The organism is Clostridium thermobutyricum DSM 4928 (genome assembly GCF_002050515.1).
GTDB classification, from domain to species: domain Bacteria; phylum Bacillota; class Clostridia; order Clostridiales; family Clostridiaceae; genus Clostridium; species Clostridium thermobutyricum.
Map to the genome: position 1 here is coordinate 156,613 of NZ_LTAY01000037.1, position 19,529 is coordinate 176,141.

Annotated in this window: 15 protein-coding genes and 1 other annotated feature; of the genes, 6 read left to right on the forward strand and 9 right to left on the reverse strand. The window is 26.8% G+C overall.

From position 1 onward, the window contains the following. Positions 1-17 precede the first annotated feature (17 nt). Positions 18-554: a DUF4364 family protein gene (locus tag CLTHE_RS07840; protein ID WP_002597640.1), complete on the forward strand. Its 537-nt coding sequence runs from the start codon at positions 18-20 to the stop codon at positions 552-554. Between the two features lie 19 nt (positions 555-573). Here CLTHE_RS07840 and CLTHE_RS07845 read toward each other — a convergent pair whose 3' ends face one another. Further along, positions 574-1,425, reverse strand: a complete 852-nt coding sequence (locus CLTHE_RS07845; protein ID WP_080022753.1) for a YncE family protein — start codon at positions 1,423-1,425, stop codon at positions 574-576. Between the two features lie 152 nt (positions 1,426-1,577). Between CLTHE_RS07845 and CLTHE_RS07850 the strand changes: the two genes are divergently transcribed. Further along, positions 1,578-1,823 carry a TIGR03905 family TSCPD domain-containing protein gene (locus tag CLTHE_RS07850; RefSeq protein ID WP_080022754.1) on the forward strand — a complete coding sequence of 82 codons (246 nt, stop codon included), beginning with the start codon at positions 1,578-1,580 and terminating at the stop codon, positions 1,821-1,823. Positions 1,824-1,868: 45 nt separating this feature from the next. On the opposite strand, the gene CLTHE_RS07855 is transcribed toward CLTHE_RS07850, so the two are convergent. Next, entirely contained in the window at positions 1,869-3,176 is a 1,308-nt protein-coding gene (locus CLTHE_RS07855) for a bifunctional folylpolyglutamate synthase/dihydrofolate synthase (protein WP_080022755.1), read from the reverse strand. A gap of 255 nt (positions 3,177-3,431) precedes the next feature. Between CLTHE_RS07855 and CLTHE_RS07860 the strand changes: the two genes are divergently transcribed. Then, a complete protein-coding gene (locus CLTHE_RS07860) occupies positions 3,432-4,646 on the forward strand; it encodes an FprA family A-type flavoprotein (RefSeq protein WP_080022756.1) in 1,215 nt (404 codons plus the stop codon). Between the two features lie 38 nt (positions 4,647-4,684). On the opposite strand, the gene CLTHE_RS07865 is transcribed toward CLTHE_RS07860, so the two are convergent. Together CLTHE_RS07865 and CLTHE_RS07870 are read right to left on the reverse strand one after the other, a co-directional pair. Continuing rightward, positions 4,685-7,330 carry a valine--tRNA ligase gene (locus CLTHE_RS07865; protein WP_080022757.1) on the reverse strand — a complete coding sequence of 882 codons (2,646 nt, stop codon included), beginning with the start codon at positions 7,328-7,330 and terminating at the stop codon, positions 4,685-4,687. Positions 7,331-7,375: 45 nt separating this feature from the next. Continuing rightward, positions 7,376-7,594 (reverse strand) — a binding site (T-box leader). A 77-nt stretch (positions 7,595-7,671) separates the two neighbouring features. Further along, entirely contained in the window at positions 7,672-11,901 is a 4,230-nt protein-coding gene (locus CLTHE_RS07870; protein WP_080022758.1) for a 2-hydroxyacyl-CoA dehydratase, read from the reverse strand. A gap of 193 nt (positions 11,902-12,094) precedes the next feature. On the opposite strand from CLTHE_RS07870, the gene CLTHE_RS07875 reads away from it, so the two are divergent. Beyond that, positions 12,095-12,448, forward strand: coding sequence for a tetratricopeptide repeat protein (locus CLTHE_RS07875; RefSeq protein ID WP_002597633.1), 354 nt, complete (start codon positions 12,095-12,097; stop codon positions 12,446-12,448). 33 nt (positions 12,449-12,481) lie between these two features. On the opposite strand, the gene CLTHE_RS07880 is transcribed toward CLTHE_RS07875, so the two are convergent. Genes CLTHE_RS07880 through CLTHE_RS07890 form a run of 3 tightly spaced genes read right to left on the reverse strand, consistent with a single transcriptional unit; the run spans position 12,482 to position 15,443 of the window. Continuing rightward, complete coding sequence (locus CLTHE_RS07880) at positions 12,482-13,543, reverse strand: transglutaminase domain-containing protein (RefSeq protein WP_080022759.1); 1,062 nt, start codon at positions 13,541-13,543, stop codon at positions 12,482-12,484. Positions 13,544-13,555: 12 nt separating this feature from the next. Further along, positions 13,556-14,191: a recombination regulator RecX gene (gene recX, locus CLTHE_RS07885; protein ID WP_080022760.1), complete on the reverse strand. Its 636-nt coding sequence runs from the start codon at positions 14,189-14,191 to the stop codon at positions 13,556-13,558. 4 nt (positions 14,192-14,195) lie between these two features. Then, the gene (locus CLTHE_RS07890) at positions 14,196-15,443 is read right to left on the reverse strand and encodes a M16 family metallopeptidase (RefSeq protein ID WP_080022761.1); all 1,248 of its coding nucleotides are present in this window, start codon (positions 15,441-15,443) and stop codon (positions 14,196-14,198) included. 167 nt (positions 15,444-15,610) lie between these two features. On the opposite strand from CLTHE_RS07890, the gene CLTHE_RS07895 reads away from it, so the two are divergent. Both CLTHE_RS07895 and CLTHE_RS07900 read left to right on the forward strand, forming a co-directional pair. Next, on the forward strand, positions 15,611-16,282 hold the full coding sequence (locus CLTHE_RS07895; protein ID WP_080022762.1) for a response regulator transcription factor: 672 nt from the start codon (positions 15,611-15,613) through the stop codon (positions 16,280-16,282). Further along, positions 16,282-17,796, forward strand: coding sequence for a sensor histidine kinase (locus tag CLTHE_RS07900; RefSeq protein ID WP_080022763.1), 1,515 nt, complete (start codon positions 16,282-16,284; stop codon positions 17,794-17,796). Before CLTHE_RS07895 ends, CLTHE_RS07900 begins: the two co-directional genes overlap by 1 nt. 67 nt (positions 17,797-17,863) lie before the next feature. On the opposite strand, the gene ymfI is transcribed toward CLTHE_RS07900, so the two are convergent. Both ymfI and CLTHE_RS16885 read right to left on the reverse strand, forming a co-directional pair. Then, on the reverse strand, positions 17,864-18,604 hold the full coding sequence (gene ymfI / locus CLTHE_RS16880) for an elongation factor P 5-aminopentanone reductase (protein WP_169840823.1): 741 nt from the start codon (positions 18,602-18,604) through the stop codon (positions 17,864-17,866). 9 nt (positions 18,605-18,613) lie between these two features. Further along, positions 18,614-19,525 carry a dipeptidase gene (locus CLTHE_RS16885; RefSeq protein WP_169840825.1) on the reverse strand — a complete coding sequence of 304 codons (912 nt, stop codon included), beginning with the start codon at positions 19,523-19,525 and terminating at the stop codon, positions 18,614-18,616. Between the last annotated feature and the right edge of the window lie 4 nt (positions 19,526-19,529).

Genomic DNA, 19,529 nt, shown 5'->3' on the forward strand with positions numbered 1-19,529 from the left:
AAAGTGGAGGTTTTAGTATGCATGAAGAAAGTTCTTTAGAATTAGCTGAAAATAAGTTATTGGTTTTATATATATTAAAAGTACTTAAACAACCAATTACTAATTCTCAACTAACTGAGATTATTTTAGAAAATAGTTTCATTAATTATTTTACTCTACAGCAATATATAAGTGAGCTTCTTGAAGCCCAATTTATAAATTATATTGAAGTTTCAGATAAAAACCTAATAAGATTAACTGAAAAAGGTGAAAATGTTCTTTCATTTTTTAAAGATAGAATATCCGCTTCAAAATTAAATTCAATAACTGAATATATAAAGTCTCATATAGATCTTATAAAAAAAGAATTAACCATACATAGCGATTATACAATAACTAAAAATAATAATTTTTTAATTCATATAAAAGCTCTTGAGGATGATTCTCCATTAATTGACCTTAAACTTTCAGTTCCAACAAAAAAACAAGCCACTTATGTTTGCAATAAGTGGCAAGAAAATCCTTCTGAAATTTATAATCAAATAATTAAGCTTCTATTCAATGAAGAAAATTAATAGAAATCATTGCACTAGGCTAATTTCCTAATGCAATGATTTTTTTATGCATAGTATTTTCATCAATTATAAATATTCTTCCTGAATAATAATCAGAAACAATAATATTTTCATCTATTTTAAGTATTTCTCTGGGCATACCTCCTAATATAAATTTATAACTATCTTTATTTTTTAAATTTACTACTCTTATACTTCCATCTCCAAAATTAGCCGAATACACAAAACCATCTTTCTCAAATATATCAATTGGAAACGCTCCGATATTATATTCATTTAAAAGAGAAAAATCATTTAATGAATAAATTTTTAGCTTTCCTTCCATATTCTCTTCAAATGTATTTTCACAGACATATATGTTTTTCTTATCTTTTGATAAATATATTTTTGTTGGAGAATTCTTTAAATATATTTCTCTTTCAACTTTTTTTGTCTCATTATTTATTATAGTTATACTATTACTATTCATATTAGATACATATACATATTTTTTTTCACTATCTATTGAAATAGAATTTGGATAATCTCCAACTTTTATTTCAAAATCTATTCTCTTTTCTTTTTCATTAAAGATTATTAATGAATTCGAATCTCCACATGTTACATAAATATAGTCATCTCTCCATTTAATATCATTAGGATATTTTCCTATTAAAAAATTATCTTCTTCTATAAATTTTCTTGTATTTATAAAAGTTATGCTATCTGAATAGCAATTTGCTGTTACCCCCCTTTCGCCTCTCACATCAATACTTATAGGCCCAATCTTCTCTCCCCCAAGCTTTAAGGGCAATGTGTCCACACTCATTCTATCAATATTAATTCTGGTTAAACTATCATTATCAGTATTACACACAATAATATTTTTCATAGTATTTATTTCTCCTTAAAATTTGGAAGTTTCATTTAATCTATTGTATGTGAAAAAATTACTTATGGGAACAAAATACTCCATTTTTCTCCTTTATTATTTTTGTATATAGAATTATAATATATTAGTAAATATTTTTAGGAGGGGTACTAATGTTTATATATAAAACACAAGGAGTTTGTTCAACTGAAATCCATATTGAAACTGAAGGAGATATTATAAAATCAGTAGAATTTATAAAAGGTTGCCCAGGTAATCTTTTTGGAATATCATCTCTTGTTAAAGGAATGAATATTGATTCTGCTATTGAAAAATTACAAGGTATTAAATGCGGAAATAAGGATACTTCTTGTCCAGATCAATTATCAATAGCTTTAAAGGAATTAAAAAATAAATAAAATAAAAGAGTTAACTTTACAAATATAAAAGTTAACTCTTTTTATTTATTTTCTATTTAAACTTTTTCTAATTATTCCTCTCATTTCTCCTATCATATATAAAGATCCAGTTGCAATTATTAAATCATCTTTGTTAGCTTTATCATATATATATTTAAATCCATCTTCATAGCTTTTAAAACTTACCACATTTTTATTTATTTTTTCTATCTCTGTCTTTAATTCTTCTGCAAGTTCAGCTCTTTCACTATGAGGAGTAAGAGCTACTATTTCTTCACAACCTGGAACAATACATTTTATCATCTCTTCTACTTGTTTATCTGCTAATATACCAATTAATAAATATTTTTTATTATATTTAAAATATGTTTCTATATTTTCCTTTAATCTAGATATTCCATCTATATTATGAGCACCATCTATAATTACTGTTGGACTTTCTCCTAGAGTTTCTAATCTACCATTCCAAACTACGTTCTCCATAGCCCTCTCTATGTTCTTAGGCTCTTTATTTTCTAAACTTAATACTTCTTCAACAACTCTAACTGCTACTAATCCATTTAAAATTTGATGTTTTCCTAATAAACTCATATTCAAAATATAGTCCTTAATAGATCCTTTAATTAATATCTTTTGATATACTCTACCATTTATTTTTTCTATATTTATAAATTTACTATCTTCAGCATTTAATTTTATTAATTTTGAATTTTTAGCCTTTGCAGTCTCTTCTATTATTTCCATAGCATTTTTAATCTGAGGATATGTTATAACTTTTATTCCCTCTTTAATAATTCCACATTTCTCTCTTGTTATCTCTTCAATAGTATTACCAAGTATATTCATATGATCTAAACTAATCGAAGCTAAAACTGATATTATTGGATTTATTACATTTGTAGCATCTAATCTTCCACCTAATCCAACTTCAACTACTGCATAATCTACTTTTTCATCATAAAAATATTTAAACATTATACAAGTTATTATTTCAAACTCTGTTGGATTGCCTAATCCTTCTTCTTTTACAATATCAACTACATCTTTTATTTTTTCAACATAAAATGCTAACTTGTCTTTTTCTATATTATTCCTATTTATTTGAATTCTTTCCTCAAACTCTTCTAAGAAAGGTGATGTATACATTCCTACATTATATCCTTCTTCCATTAACATCTTAGTTATCATAGCTGTAGTAGAACCTTTTCCATTTGTTCCACCTATATGTATTACTTTTAAATTCTTTTGTGGATTTCCTAATAATTCTAATAATCTCTCTACTCTTTCTAATCCATAATTAGAACCAAAATTTCCAACTTTATGTATATAATTCATTGCTTCTACATAATTCATAATTTCTCCTCCACATTTTATTAGTATTTTATTCACAAATATCAAATATAAATTTAACTTACTTAACATTTTAAACCAAAATATTATCTAAATAAAGGTTTATAATAATACTATAAAATATTTTTGCTTTTTTATCTAATTTAAATTTTACTTTAATAGTTTGTTTACTTAACTGATAAAATTTGTTATACTTATTTGAGTAATAAGTATTATTGTTTAATAAAATTTATTATTATTATTTGTGAGGTGTTTAGGATGAAGTTTAAAGAAATAAAGAAAGATATTTATTGGGTTGGTGCTTTAGACCCAAACTTAAAAGTATTTGATATTATAATGTATACAAAATTTGGAACAACTTATAATTCATATCTTGTTAAAGGAAATGAAAAAACAGCGCTTTTTGAAACAGTTAAAGAAAAATGCTTTGATGAATATTTAAAAACTCTTCAAAGTTTAGGAATAAAAGAAAATGAAATTGACTATATTGTTGTTGATCATACTGAACCTGACCATGCTGGATCAGTTGGAAAAATATTAGAGCTTTCTCCAAAAGCTAAAGTAGTTGGTTCTTCTCAAGCTATAAACTACTTAAAAGAAATTATAAATAGAGATTTTGATTATATAATAGCTAAAGATGGTGATGAACTATCTCTTGGTAATAAAACATTAAAATTTATTTCTGCTCCATTTTTACATTGGCCAGATTCTATGTATACTTATATAAAAGAGGACAATGTATTAGTAACTTGTGACTCTTTCGGAAGCCACTACTCAAGTGAAAATGTATTTAATGATTTAGTTGAAAACAAAGAAGATTATTTAGAAGCTCTTAGATATTATTATGATTGTATCTTTGGACCATTTAAACCATTTGTTCTTAAAGCTATAAATAAGATTAAAGATTTAGATATAGATGTTATCTGTCCTGGTCATGGTCCAGTATTAAGAGATAATCCTATGGAAATAGTAAATATCTACAAAGAATGGAGTACACCAGTTAAACCTTCTATAAATGGTGATAAAAAAGTTACTATAGCTTATGTTAGTGCTTATGGTTATACTGCTGAAATGGCAAAAGCTATAGCAGATGGTATAAAGAAGAATCATAATGTTGAAGTTAAACTATATGATGTAATTTATCATGAAACTGCAGATATAATTAAAGATATAGAAGAATCAGATGGTATATTATTTGGTTCTCCTACTATAGTTAATGAATTATTACCTCCAATTAGAATTCTTATGGCAAATTTAAATCCTATTATTCATGGTGGTAAATTTGCAGCATCATTCGGTTCTTATGGATGGAGCGGAGAAGCAGTTCCTAGAATGGATAATAGATTAAAAGAACTAAAAATGAAACTAGTAGCTGATGGATTTGCTATTAAATTCAGAGCTTCTGAAGATCAAATTAAACAATTAAATGAATTCGGAGAAAATTTCTCTAAAAAAATGTTTGGAGAAATATAATAAAAAAAGGTAGATTTTAAATCTACCTTTTTTATTTATTAATTTAATGCATTTATTCTAACTTTTACTGCTTCTAACATTTGAACATACTTTTCTCTTTTTTCTTTTTCTCCATTAACTACTGCTTCTGGAGCTTTAGCTACGAAACCAGCATTTGAAAGTTTTTTATCTATTCTTTCGATTTCGCCTTCTAATTTTTTAAGCTCTTTATTTAATCTTTCAAGTTCTTTTTCTTTATCAACTAAGTCAAGAAGTGGCATAAATAATTCTCCACCTTTTACTACAAGTGATACTGCATTTTCTGGAACTTCTTTTTTATCTTCTATAAATGTTACTTCATTTGCAGATGCAAGCTTTTCTATATACCCTTTACCATTTAAGAATGCTTCTTTAGCTTCTTCTCCAATATAGCAAATTACATTTGCTTTTCTTGAAGGTGGTACATTCATTTCAGCTCTTACATTTCTTAGACCTTTTATTCCCTCTATTACATATGCCATATTTTCTTCTGCATTAGAATCATTTAATTCCTCTTTGTATTCTGGCCAAGCTGAAAGTGTTATAGTTTCTTCTTTATCATTTAAGTGAGTAAATATTTCTTCTGTTATAAATGGCATTACTGGATGTAATAATTTTAATCCTGTTTCTAATACAGTATATAAAACATTAAATGTTATACCTTTTGCTTTTCTATCATCACCATATAATACTGGTTTAACAAGTTCTATATACCAATCACAGAACTCAGTCCACATGAAATCATAAACTTTTTGAAGTGCAATTCCAAGTTCAAATTTATCCATATTTTCTGTTACTTCTTTTATAAGAGTATTCATTTTAGATAATATCCATTTATCAGCTAAAGTATATTCTTTTGAATCTTTAAATTCATCCATAAGTTCTCTATCAAGATTCATCATAACAAATCTTGATGCATTCCAAATTTTATTTGCAAAGTTTCTAGCTGATTCAACTCTTTCAGGATAATATCTTATATCATTTCCTGGAGCATTTCCTGTAACAAGCATAAATCTTAATGCATCAGCTCCATACTCTTCTATTACTTCCAATGGATCTACTCCATTACCAAGAGATTTACTCATTTTTCTTCCTTGAGAATCTCTTATTATTCCGTGTATAAGAACATTTTCAAATGGACTCTTATCCATATTATGAATTCCACTAAATATCATTCTTGCAACCCAGAAGAATATTATATCATATCCTGTAACTAGAGTATTTGTTGGATAGAAGTACTCTAAATCTTCTGTTTTTTCTGGCCAACCTAAAGTTGAAAAAGGCCATAATGCTGATGAGAACCAAGTATCTAATACATCTGTTTCTTGTTCTAAGTTTTCACTTCCACATTTTGAACATTTGCATACTTCTGTTTCTGAAACAATTATTTCATTACAGTCTTTACAATACCATACTGGAATTCTATGTCCCCACCATAATTGTCTTGAAATACACCAATCTTGAATGTTTTCCATCCAGTTAAAATAAGTTTTTTCAAATCTTTCTGGTATGAACTTAGTTTCTTTATTTTTTACAACTTCTATTGCTGGTTTTGCAAGACTTTCCATCTTTACATACCATTGTTTTGAGATTATTGGCTCAACAACAGTTCCACATCTATCATGTGTTCCTACATTATGTGTATGAGGTTTAACTTTAACTAAAAGTCCTAAATCTTCAAGATCTTTTACCATAGCACGTCTAGCTTCATATCTATCCATACCTTGATATTTTAGACCTTTTTCATTTATTATTCCTTTATCATCCATAACTCTTATAATTTCTAAGTTATGTCTCTTTCCTACTTGGAAATCATTAGGATCATGAGCAGGTGTTATTTTTACAGCTCCTGTTCCAAATTCTAAATCAACGTAATCATCACCAACTATAGGAATTTCTCTATTTACAAGTGGAAGTATAAGAGTTTTTCCTATTAAATGCTTGAATCTTTCATCAGCTGGATTTACTGCAACTGCTGTATCTCCTAGTAAAGTTTCTGGTCTTGTTGTTGCTATTTCTAAATATCCTGAACCATCAGCTAAAGGATAATTTATATGCCAAAAATGTCCTTCTTTTTCTTCATATTCTATTTCTGCATCTGAAAGAGCAGTTTGACACTTAGGACACCAATTTGTTATTCTATTTCCTTGATATATAAGTCCTTCATTATATAACTTAACGAAAACATGTTTTACTGCTTTATCTAAATGTTCATCCATTGTAAATGCTTCTCTTGTAAAATCAGCAGAACAACCCATTTTTTTAAGTTGAGTTCTTATTCTTTCTCTATATTCATCTGTCCATTCCCAAACTTTTTCTAAGAAAGCTTCTCTACCCATTTCTTTCTTTTTAAGACCTTGCTTTAAAAGTTCATTTTCAACTTTAACTTCTGTTGCAATTGAAGCATGATCTTGTCCTGGTAACCATAAAGTTGAATAACCTTGCATTCTTTTAAATCTTATAAGCATATCTTGAAGTGTATTATCAAGTGCATGACCTAAATGAAGTTTACCAGTTATATTTGGTGGTGGCATAACTATTGAATAAGGTTTCTTACTCTTATCTACCTTTGGCGTAAAATATTTTTTTTCTTCCCAATTTTTATAAATTCTATCTTCAAACTCTTTAGGACTATAAGTAGTTTGAAGGTTATTTATTTCTGACATCTAAATTCCTCCTAGTTTTATAAAATAAAAAGAGCTTTCATCCTATGAAAGGACGAAAGCTCGTGGTACCACCTTTATTCATAGAAAATTATACTATTTTCTATGCACTTAATTAATTAACGATTTAAAACCGTTCCTAGCTACTATTATTTCACAAGGAAAGCTCCAAAGCTACCTTCAGAATAATTCCTATAAAGGGCTCTCACCTAATCCCTTCTCTCTTTAATATTTCTTATTCTTACTCCTCTTTTTCTAAGCCTTTTTTTATACAATTATAATTTATATAATATGTTATATTATAATTTTCTTTTTGTCAATATTTCTGTTTTTTACTAAAAATATTATTTTTCTTCTTTTAATTTCTTAAATGCTACAGATAGCATAAGCTTAATTCTATTTACTTGGTTTACTTCTGAAGCTCCTGGATCATAGTCAACTGCAACAATATTAGCTTGTGGATATTTAGCTTTTAAAGCTTTCATCATCCCTTTACCAGTTACATGGTTTGGAAGACATCCAAATGGTTGCATACAAACTATATTTTCTGAACCTGACTCTATAAGTTCTATCATTTCTCCTGTTAAGAACCAACCTTCTCCAGTTTGATGTCCTAATGAAAGTATTTCTGATGCAAGCTTTCCTAAATCTCTAATATCTCTAGGTGCTTCAAATCTCTTACTCTTATCTAGTTCAGCTTTCATAACTTTTCTATAGCTATCCATATATTTCATAACAAGCATACTTATATTTCTTTCAAGTTTTCCTGTTCCTAGGAATTTTTGCTTAAAGTCGCTATCATATGCTGAATAGAAGAAGAAATCAAGTAAATCTGGAACTACTGCTTCTGCTCCTTCTCTTTCTAATAAGTTTACAATATCATTATTTGCAGTTGGATGATATTTAACTAAAATTTCACCAACTACTCCTACTTTTGGTTTCTTAATATCTAATAATTCTAAATTATCAAAGTCTTTTATTATTCCTCTGATAATATTATTAAATTCTTTTTTACCACCATTTTTTATATTTTCTTTTGCAATTTCATTCCATTTATCATATAACTTATTTGCTGATCCTTTAACTTTTTCATAAGGTCTTGTTTTATATAAAACTCTCATGAATAAATCTCCATATATAAGTGCCATAAGGGCTTTCTTAACAAATTTAAGAGTTATCTTAAATCCTGGTTGTTTTTCAAGTCCAACAGCATTTAATGATAATACTGGTATATTTTCATAACCTGCATTTTTAAGAGCAAGTTTTAAGAATCCAATGTAGTTAGTTGCTCTACATCCTCCTCCAGTTTGACTTATTATAACTGAAGTATTATTTAAATCATATTTTCCTGATTTTAAAGCTGCAATTATTTGTCCAACTACTATTATTGATGGATAACATGCATCATTATTAACAAATTTTAATCCTTCATCAACTGCATGAGTATCATTTGCTGGTAATATTTCTATATTAAAGTCAGCTGCTCTACCTGCTACTTCTAATTTATCAAAGTGAATTGGAGACATTTGTGGAACAAGTAAAGTATGAGTTTTTCTCATTTCTTTTGTAAATACTATATTTTTGTATGAATTATCTTCATATACTGGTTTATAGTTATTTCTATCTCTCTCTTCAATAGCAGCTTTAAGAGATCTTATTCTTATTTTCGCAGCTCCTAAGTTATTTCCTTCATCTATCTTTAATACTGTATAAATTTTACCTTTTTCAGCTAATATTTCATTTACCTGATCTGTTGTTACAGCATCAAGTCCACAACCAAATGAGTTAAGTTGTATCATTTCAAGTTCATCACAATCTCTTACAAAAGCTGCTGCTCTATAAAGTCTTGCGTGATATGTCCATTGGTCAACTACTCTTAATTTAGTTGTTAATTTTCCTAAATGAGAAATACAATCTTCTGGTATTACAGCCATTTTAAATGAGGCTATAACATCCGGTATACCATGATTTATTTCTGGATCAACATGATATGGTCTACCTGTTAAAACAATACCTTTCATATTGTTTTCTTTTAAATATTTAAGAGTTTCTTCACCTTTTTCTCTTAAATCACGTTTATAAGCTTCTCTTTCTTCAAATGCCTTTTTGACTGCCATTTTAGCTTCATCTAATGTTACATTAAACATTTTAAATTCTTGAACAATTCTTTTTGCAAGAACTTTTTCATCATTTAATGAGAAGAAAGGAGCCATATAATTAATATTTTTTTCTTTTATTGCATCCATGTTATTTTTAATAACTTCTGGATATGAAGTTACCATAGGGCAATTATAGTGATTATTTGAATCGCTAAATTCTTTCTTTTCATAAGATATACATGGATAGAAGATATTTTTAAATCCTCTTTCAATAAGTGCTGCAACATGACCATGAACTAATTTAGCTGGATAACAAGCTGAATCTGACGGTATTGTATCTATTCCTTTTTCATAAAGTGATTTAGATGATACAGGTGATAATTGTACTCTAAAACCAAGTTCAGTTAAAAGTGTAAACCATAAAGGATAGTTTTCATACATGTTTAATACTCTAGGTAATCCTATAGTTCCTCTTTTAGCTTCTTCAACTGATAATGGTTTATATCCAAAAGTTCTCTTGAATTTATATTTATAAAGATTTGGTACTGTATCTTTCTTTATTTGAATACCTAATCCTCTCTCACATCTATTTCCTGAAATAAATTCTTCATCAGTAGTAAATTTATTTATAGTTAAAAGACAGTTATTTCCACAAAGACCACATCTTCTAAATTCAGATGTCATATCAAAATCTTTTAATTGATCTTCTTTTAATATAGTAGATTCTTCTCCTTCTACATATCTTTCCTTAGAAATTATAGCTGCTCCAAAAGCTCCCATAAGTCCTGCTATATCTGGTCTTACTGCTTCTCTTTCAGAAATCAACTCAAATGTTCTTAAAACTGCATCATTGTAGAAAGTTCCACCTTGAACTATTATTTTTTCACCCATTTCTTTTGGGTCTCTAATTTTTATAACTTTATATAAAGCATTTTTTATAACTGAGTAAGAAAGACCTGCTGAAATATCTCCTACTGAAGCTCCTTCTTTCTGAGCTTGTTTAACTTTTGAATTCATAAACACTGTACATCTTGATCCTAAGTCAACTGGACTATCTGAATCTAATGCTGATTTTGCAAAATCTTCAACTTCTAACCCTAAAGATTTTCCAAAAGTTTCTATAAAAGAACCACATCCTGATGAACATGCTTCATTTAAAAGTATGCTATCAATTACTCCATTTTTTATTTTTAAGCACTTCATATCTTGACCACCAATATCAAGAATAAAGTCTACTCCTGGCAAGAAATGATCTGCTGCTTTATAGTGAGCTATTGTTTCTATTTCTCCTAAATCCATATGTAAAGCTGATTTTATAAGAGCCTCTCCATATCCTGTAACAGTAGCTTTTGCTATTTTTGCTTCTTTAGGTAATTCAGAATATAATTCTTTCATAATATCTACGATTTTCTTTAATGGATTTCCTCCATTTCCACCATAGTATGAATAAATTATTTCATCATTTTCATTTATTAAAACTACTTTTGTTGTTGTTGATCCTGCATCTATACCTAAGAATACTTTTCCTTTTGCATCTTTTATATCTGCTCTCTTAGCTTTTGCTTTATTATGTCTTTCGTTAAATTTATTAAACTCTTCTTCAGTTTTAAATAATTTGTCTAATCTTAATACTTCATCATCCTTAGCATCGCTCATTCCATTTACTTTTTCTATTAAGTCTACGAAATCTATAGGATCTTCTTCTTTTGATAAAAGAGCTGCTCCCATTGCAACAAATAGCTGAGGATTTTCTGGAAATATTATTTCCTCATCAGTAAGCTCTAAAGTTTCTATAAATCTTTTTCTTAATTCTGATAAGAAATATAAAGGTCCTCCTAAGAATGCTACATGCCCTTTAATAGGTTTTCCACAAGCAAGTCCACCAATTGTTTGATTAACAACTGCTTGAAGTACTGATGCTGCAATATCTTCTTTTTTAGCACCTTCATTAATAAGTGGTTGAACATCTGTTTTTGCAAATACACCACATCTTGAAGCAATAGGATAAATAACTGTATAGCTTTTAGCTAATTCATTTAACCCTGTAGCATCAGTATTTAAAAGTGATGCCATTTGATCTATGAAAGCTCCTGTCCCCCCAGCACAAGAACCATTCATTCTTTGTTCTATTCCACCTTTTAAATAAGTTATTTTTGCATCTTCTCCCCCTAGCTCTATAGCTACATCTGTTTGTGGAATTACATTTTCAATAGTTTCTGTACATGCTATAACTTCTTGAACAAACTTTACTCCTAACCAATTGGCCATAGAAAGTCCTCCTGATCCAGTTATAGTTACAGATAATTTTAAATCTCCAAATTTTTCAAAACATTCCTTCATAATGTCTATTATGGTTTGCTTTATGTTTGAAAAATGTCTTCTATATTCACTAAAAACCATTTGGTCTTGTTTATCTAATAAGACAACTTTAACTGTTGTAGACCCTACATCTAGCCCCAGTTTAAATTTTTCCATTGTTTACACCTCTTTATTTTTAAATTAAATCGCATATATTGATATTATATAATATTTAATTCTAAATCAACTATAATTGTAAAATTTAAAATTAATTTAAAATATCATATTTTTTTATTTTATGTATATAATATACAAATAATGCCCATAATGTAAATAATTATAACAGACATTCTATCTAGGAGGTTATATTTTGAATTATTTTAATGAAGGTAACAGATTATATAATACTCATGAGTATAAAAAAGCTATTGATTTTTACAAAAAAGCTGTTAAATCTAATGATAATCAAGCATGCTCATATTATAATGCAGGTGTATGTTTTATAAAGTTAAAAGAATATTCTTCTGCAATTGATATGTTAAAAAAAGCAATTGATATCCAAAGGGAAAGTAAATATTTTTTCAATCTTGGATATTGCTACGCTATGCAAGATATTCATAAAAAGGCTTTAATTTACTTTAATATGGCTTGGGCATTAAATAATAGTGATGAAGAATGTGAAAAGGCAATAAAACTTTTAATTTCAAAATATAAAAAAGATTAGGAGGTTTTTAAATAAAACTCTCCTAATCTTTTTTTAATTCCATTGTCCTGCTATACTTTCTTCTTTATGATCTTCATTAAAATTACTATTATTAAAGTAATCTCCTGCTTTATAGAAAGTTGGATCAACATTTATCCATTTACCTAAACTTTTTATATATACTTGATTCCATGCATGACTTATATATTCTTTTCCATTAAATGCTGTTCCAGTAATAAGTCTTACAGGTAAATCTACAGCTCTTGCCATTGCTACATAAAGACATGCATAGTCAAAGCAAATTCCAGTTCTTGTATTAAAAGCTACTATTGCTCCACTTTTAACATTTTTATCTCCATTCATAACTTCTTCTGCTTTTTTGTCATCATAAGTTATGTTACTTCCTATCCAAGCATAAATTATTCTCGCTTTTTCTAAATCTGTTTTTGCATTTCTAGTTATTTCTAGTGCTTTTTCATTTATAGCCGAATCACTTTTTACTCCTTGTGATAATGTGACTCCATTATAATAAACAATTGTAGGAATATTAGAATCTTTTATAAGCCCACTTTTTATTTCGCTTATTTTTTGTGTATCAACATTTTGTTCTAATATATTATAAACTTTTATATTATTAAAGATATTTATCTGTTTATCTATTACTCCACTTTTATTTATAAAGATAACCGCTATAAATATAAGAATTAATGTTAAAAAACCTTTTATAGCTCCAAGAAAAGTAGATATTATAAATCTAAAAACACCTTTGTCCTCTAAAAATTCTATCTGTTTCCAAATTAAAAATCTATTTATTATTCTAAAAAGATTATATAAAATTGAATTAATTACTAAAAAGCTTCCTATAAGTAGTCCCATTTTTAATAAATACTCTATAATATGACTTAAGTTTAAACTAGATACAAAAGTATTTATCCAATTATTTAATGGTTTAAAAAAATTAAATATTATAAATATAGATACTATTAATGAAAAACTTCCTGTAACTTCATTTAATACATAATCAAATTCTTTTATTCTTAAGGAATTGTATGCGGCTTTTAATGCTGGTAATAATATTACAATTAAACATATTAATATCGGTATATTTCCTTCCATTATTCCTCCATTTTAGTATTCATTATCATTTAGTATTTTATTTATTATTTCCTTTGATGTTGAAAAATCATAACCTCTTCCTACTAAATATCTAAATAATTTGTCTTTTAATTTATATTTGTCTGTCTCTCTCTTTTTTAATAAGTTATATTTTTTTTCACAAAGATACAAACCTCTTTCTAATTCTTCTCCATTATCAAATTCTTGAAAAATCTCTTCTATTATATCTCTGCTTATACCTTTTCTTTCAAGTGAAAATCTTATTTTATTTTTCCCTTGATTAAAAAGTTTATCTTTTACATACATTCTTGCATACTTTACATCATCTAAAAAATTATATTTTATTAGAAAATCTATTGCATAGTCTATTTGTTCATCTAAAAATTCTTTTTCATGTAATTTATCTCTAAGTTCTTTTTCTGTTTTATAACTTCTCTCTATTGTCCTAATAGCACTTTCCTTACATTTTGAAAAACCTTCTTTTACTGCTATTTCTCTAATTTCATCTTCATTTATTTCAGAATTTACTTTTAAACCCATTTTATAAATTAATTCTAAATCCATAGCAAATGAAAAGTTATTATCTATATATACATTTACTCTATTTTTATTTCTTTTTCCCTCTTCTAATTTTGTTATTTTTCCCAAAAGTTTAGTCCTCTTTTCTTCTTAATATATGAACTGTTGGACTTTTCAACACTTTACTTCCAACCTTTTGTATTTCTTCCTTTTTAATAAGATTTAATCTATTCATGTCCTTAACAAATTCTAATAAATCTTCTTCTGATAATTCTTGATGAAGAATATAATTGCAAAGCTCTGATGAATCTTCTAAAGTGCTTATTACAGCAGTTTTATGAACTTTTTTCATTATATCTAAGTCTCTATCATTAAAAGTTATTTTACCATTTGTAATATCTTCTATAATAGAATCTATTACTTTTTCTGTTTTTTCAACATCTTCATCTCCTACAGAAGTATAAATATAAAGGCTTTTTGAATCTTTGCTTATATCTAAATGTGTAAATATATCATAAGCATATCCTCTATTTTCTCTAACTTCTCTAAAAAGAATTGAATTTGAACTTTCTCCTAATCTATGATTTAAAATTCTAAGAGGTAATTCATCTTCTTTTGATAAATCATCAAAAGTATATAAATAAATTATAGTGCTTTGCTCTATGTCATCTTTATAACTTATTTTTCTTATACATTTATTTTTTTCTTTTATAGGAGATATTTTATTTACTTTTTTGTCTTCCCAATTTGAAAATGATCTTTTTATCATATTTAATGCATCTTCATGTTCAAGTGAAGTAACTATTGTAACTATTGCATTGCTTGGGACATAAAATTGATTAAAATGATTTACTATATCATCTCTGTTAAAAGCTTTGACATTTTCCTCAAGTCCTATAACTTCCCATTTTAAATATCCCTTTTCAAATGCTATTTCATTTGTCTTTTTAAAACTTAAATCTTCTATATCATCTCTTCCAGTTCTAAGTTCTGCTAAAATAACACTTCTTTCTTTTTCTATTTCTTCTTCTTCAAAAACAGAATTTATAACCATATCTCCTAATAATTTTGTTGCATTTTCCATTTCTTCCTCTAAACAACCTATAGTATATACAGTAGCATCATAATCTGTATATGCATTATACTCCCCACCTAAAGATTCTAATTCTCTATTAAGTTCTTCATTGTTTAAATTCTTAGTTCCCTTAAAAAGCATATGTTCTACAAAATGACTTATTCCTTTTTCTTTTATACTTTCAAACATTGCTCCTATTTTAAATCCTATATTTATAGCACCTATTTGCGTGTCTTTCTTAACTGTTATTACTTCTAATCCATTCTCCAATTTATGTTTTTTTATATCAAAATTTAACTTAATCATATCCCACTCCCATTACAGTTTTATTGTCAGTTTAAATATAATATCTTTTTATGTATTTTACTACAAAAATGATAAAACCTAAAGCAGTTTATAAAAACATATGTTTTACAAGGTATTTTTTTTATATATAATGTAATTAATACTATATTTAATTAGGAGGTTTTTTTATGGGGAATAGAGTGCTAATAATTGAAGATGAAATAAAAATTAGATTTTTAATACGCGACTATTTTCTTAGTGAAAACTTTGATGTTTTAGAAGCAAATAATGGTGCTGAAGGTCTTAAACTTTTTAGAGAAAACAAAGTAGACATTATTATATTAGATATTATGATGCCTGAAATGAATGGACTAGAATTTTTAGAAATAATAAGAAAGGTTTCAACTATTCCAGTTATTTTATTAACTGCTAAAAGTGAAGAGGAAGATAAACTTCAAGGATATGAATTTGGTGCAGATGATTACATGACTAAACCATTTAGTCCTAAAGTATTATTAGCTAAAGCTAAGGCTTTACTTAAAAGAACTAGTACACAAGTTGATTCAAGTACTAAAAATTTTAATGGCATTCTTATAAACAAGCTGTCTCATGAAGTTTATATACATGATAAAGAGGTTTTACTTTCACCAAAGGAATATGAACTTCTTGTTTATTTAACTGATAACGAAGGAATTGCTCTTTCAAGAGACAATATATTAGATCATGTATGGGGGATTGATTATTACGGAGATATAAGAACTGTAGATACTAATATTAAAAGATTAAGAGAAAAATTATCTGATAAATCTTCTTCTATAGTTACTGTTCGTGGCAGTGGCTATAAATTTGAGGTGAAATAATGAAGTTCTCATTATCTAAAAAGCTTTCTTTATCAAAAAAAATATTTTTTATAACTTTTTTTATATTAGTAACTTTATTAATATTAATCCTTGTAGCTCAAACTTTTATATTTGAGAGCTTTTATGAAAAAAAGAAAACAGATAGTTTAATAACAGCAATAAATAAATTTAAATATGAGTATACGGGACATTTATCCAATAATATGCAATTATATTCTGCTTTAAAAAATTTTGAAGATGTAAATGGAGCCAAAATTGCAATATTTTCGCTTAATGGAGAATTAAAATTTATACCAGGTGAATCTTATACTGATGAACATGATTTAACAATATTAAAAAGTTTTTGTTCAGATATATTAAAAAATAAATCTGTTCTTTATAATATACTTTCACAAAATAAAACTGTTTCAACTCATTTTTCTGGTATCGAAGGTCAAAATATAGGAATTGCTTCTGCTATATCCACTAATTCTAATAATGATTCTATAATACTTTGTGTAGCATCAATTCAACCTATTTTAGAAGCTAGTAATATTATTAGTGAATTTTATATTTATATTTTTATAGGAGCTATAATACTTTCTATACTTTTATCTTATTGTTATAGTAGACAAATTTCTCGCCCACTTATCCAAATAAATAATGTTGCAAAAAAAATGAGCGAAATGGATTTTTCTGAAAGATGCAATATAAAAAAAGAAGACGAAATTGGAAACTTAGCTAAAACTTTTAATTTTCTTTCTGAAAAACTAGAATCTACTTTAGGTGAATTAAAAGAAAAGAATTTAAAGCTTGAAAAAGATATTGAAAAAGAAAGACAACTAGAAGTTATGAGAAAAGATTTTATTGCAAGTGTTAGTCATGAACTTAAAACTCCAATAGGAATAATTGAAGGTTATGCAGAAGGAATAAAAGATGGAGTAGTAAAAGGCGAAGACAGAGATGAATATTTACAAATAATAATAGATGAATCACAAAAAATGGGTAAATTAGTTTCTAATATGCTCCAATTATCAAAATTAGAATCTGGTGCAGTTACTCCACAATTTGAAATATTTAATATAAATAGATTAGCCAAAAAAATTATTAATACTTTTTCTTTAGAATGTTTAGAAAAAAATTTATCTTTAGAGTTTATACCTAAAAATGAGTATTCATATATAAAAGGAGATGTTCTTCAATTAAATCAAGTTTTAACAAATTTAATGTCTAATGCAATAAAATATACTCCTGAAAATTCAGAAATAAAGCTTTCTATTGAATCTACTGATGACAATTTTGTTATTATTAAATTATTAAATACAAATGCTTTTATTCCTGAAAATGAATATGACAATCTTTTCAATAAATTTTATAGACTAGATAAATCAGGTAATCGTGAAAAAAATAGTGCTGGTTTAGGATTAGCAATAGTAAAAAATATATTAGATTTGCACAAATTTGAATATGATTTAAGAAGTATAGAAGAAGGTGTTTTATTTACTATTAAAGCTCCTTTAGAGCAAGTTGATTAATATATTTAAAATATAAAATTATAAAAAAAAAATAAGACAAAAGCATTTATACTTTTGTCTTATTTTTTTATATCATTCCACCATCTGCTTTTATTATTTGACCAGTTATATATGAAGAATCTTCGCTACATAAAAATACTGCAAGCTTTCCAATTTCAGATACATCTCCAAACCTTCCCATTGGAATTTCTTCATTTAATTCTTCTTTTTCTTCTTCATTTAGAAAAGAATTCATATCAGTATTAATAACTCCTGGGGCAATAGCATTAACTCTTATATTGGCCATAGCAAGTTCTTTTCCTAATGCTTTAGTAAAAAGATTTATTCCACCTTTACTAGCAGAATATAAAGTTTCACAAGATGCTCCACAGTCTCCCCATATAGATGATATATTTAAAATAGATCCTCCAGTAGATATCATATGATTTACTACTTCTTTAGTTAAATATATAGGACCTAAAAGATTTATGTTAAATAAATTTTCTATATCTTCCTTTGTAGAATCCATAAAAAGACCTATTTTGCTTATTCCTGCATTATTTACTAAGATATCTATTTTCCCAAAATACTCTTTTGCTTTATTACATATTTCACTTGATAAGCTAAAATCACTTATATCAGCTTTAAAAAACCTTACATTTCCCTTAAAGTTTTCTAACTCTTGTTCAGCTTTAATTTTACTCTTTTCATCTTTAGAATAAGTTCCTAAAACCATAGCTCCTTCATCTAAAAAAGCTTTAGTTATCCCTAAACCTATCCCTTTTGTTGCTCCTGTTATTATAGCTACTTTACCAGTTAATTTTCCCATTCTGCTCTCCTACTTAAAGATCCTCATTGCATTTTTATAGAATACTTTTTCTATATCATTTACTGTAAAACCTTCTTTTTTCATTTCATCTATTAATATTCCCATATAACTACAATCTTTAACTTCTACTTCATTTTCTATTCCATCAAAGTCACTTCCTAAAGCCAAAATATCTATTCCACCTTTATTTCTTATATGGCTCATATGACGAACTAAATCTTTTACTTTTGTTATTTCTGAATCAGCAACAAAATCACTACAGAAATTTATTCCTGTTATTCCACCTTTATTTCCTAAAGCTTTTATCATTTCATCTGTTAAATTTCTTGGATGATTTTGAATAGCTCTTGCATTAGAATGAGTAGCTATAAATGGTTTTTTACAATGCTCTATTAAATCCCAAAATCCTCTATCTGATAAATGAGAACAATCTGGTATTATATTAAATCTTTCTAATTCATCAACAATATCAAAGCCTGTCTTCTTTAACCCTTTATCTTTATGAACAAAATTAAAGTTAGGATATCCTATACTATTTTCATAATTCCAAGTAAGTGTAACCGCTTTTATTCCCATATCACTTATCTTTTCTACATTATAAGGATTTCCTTCTAATACTTCTCCTTCTTCTATTGTAAGACAAGCATATAATTTATTTAAATCTATTTTTCCATCAAATAATTCTATGCTATCTTTATTTTTTTCTAATTGAATTTTGAAGTTATCATACATAGCTAAAAATTCATCCAAGGGACTTCTTTTTATTTCTCCTAAATCTATAAAGAAAGCAAACATTTGCATTAAAGCGTCCCCTTTTTTTAATTTATTTATATCAACTTTACATATGCTATCCTTTAACTCTAAATTTTTTTCATAAAATAATCTACTAGCTGTATCACAGTGTAAATCTATAAACTTCATATCT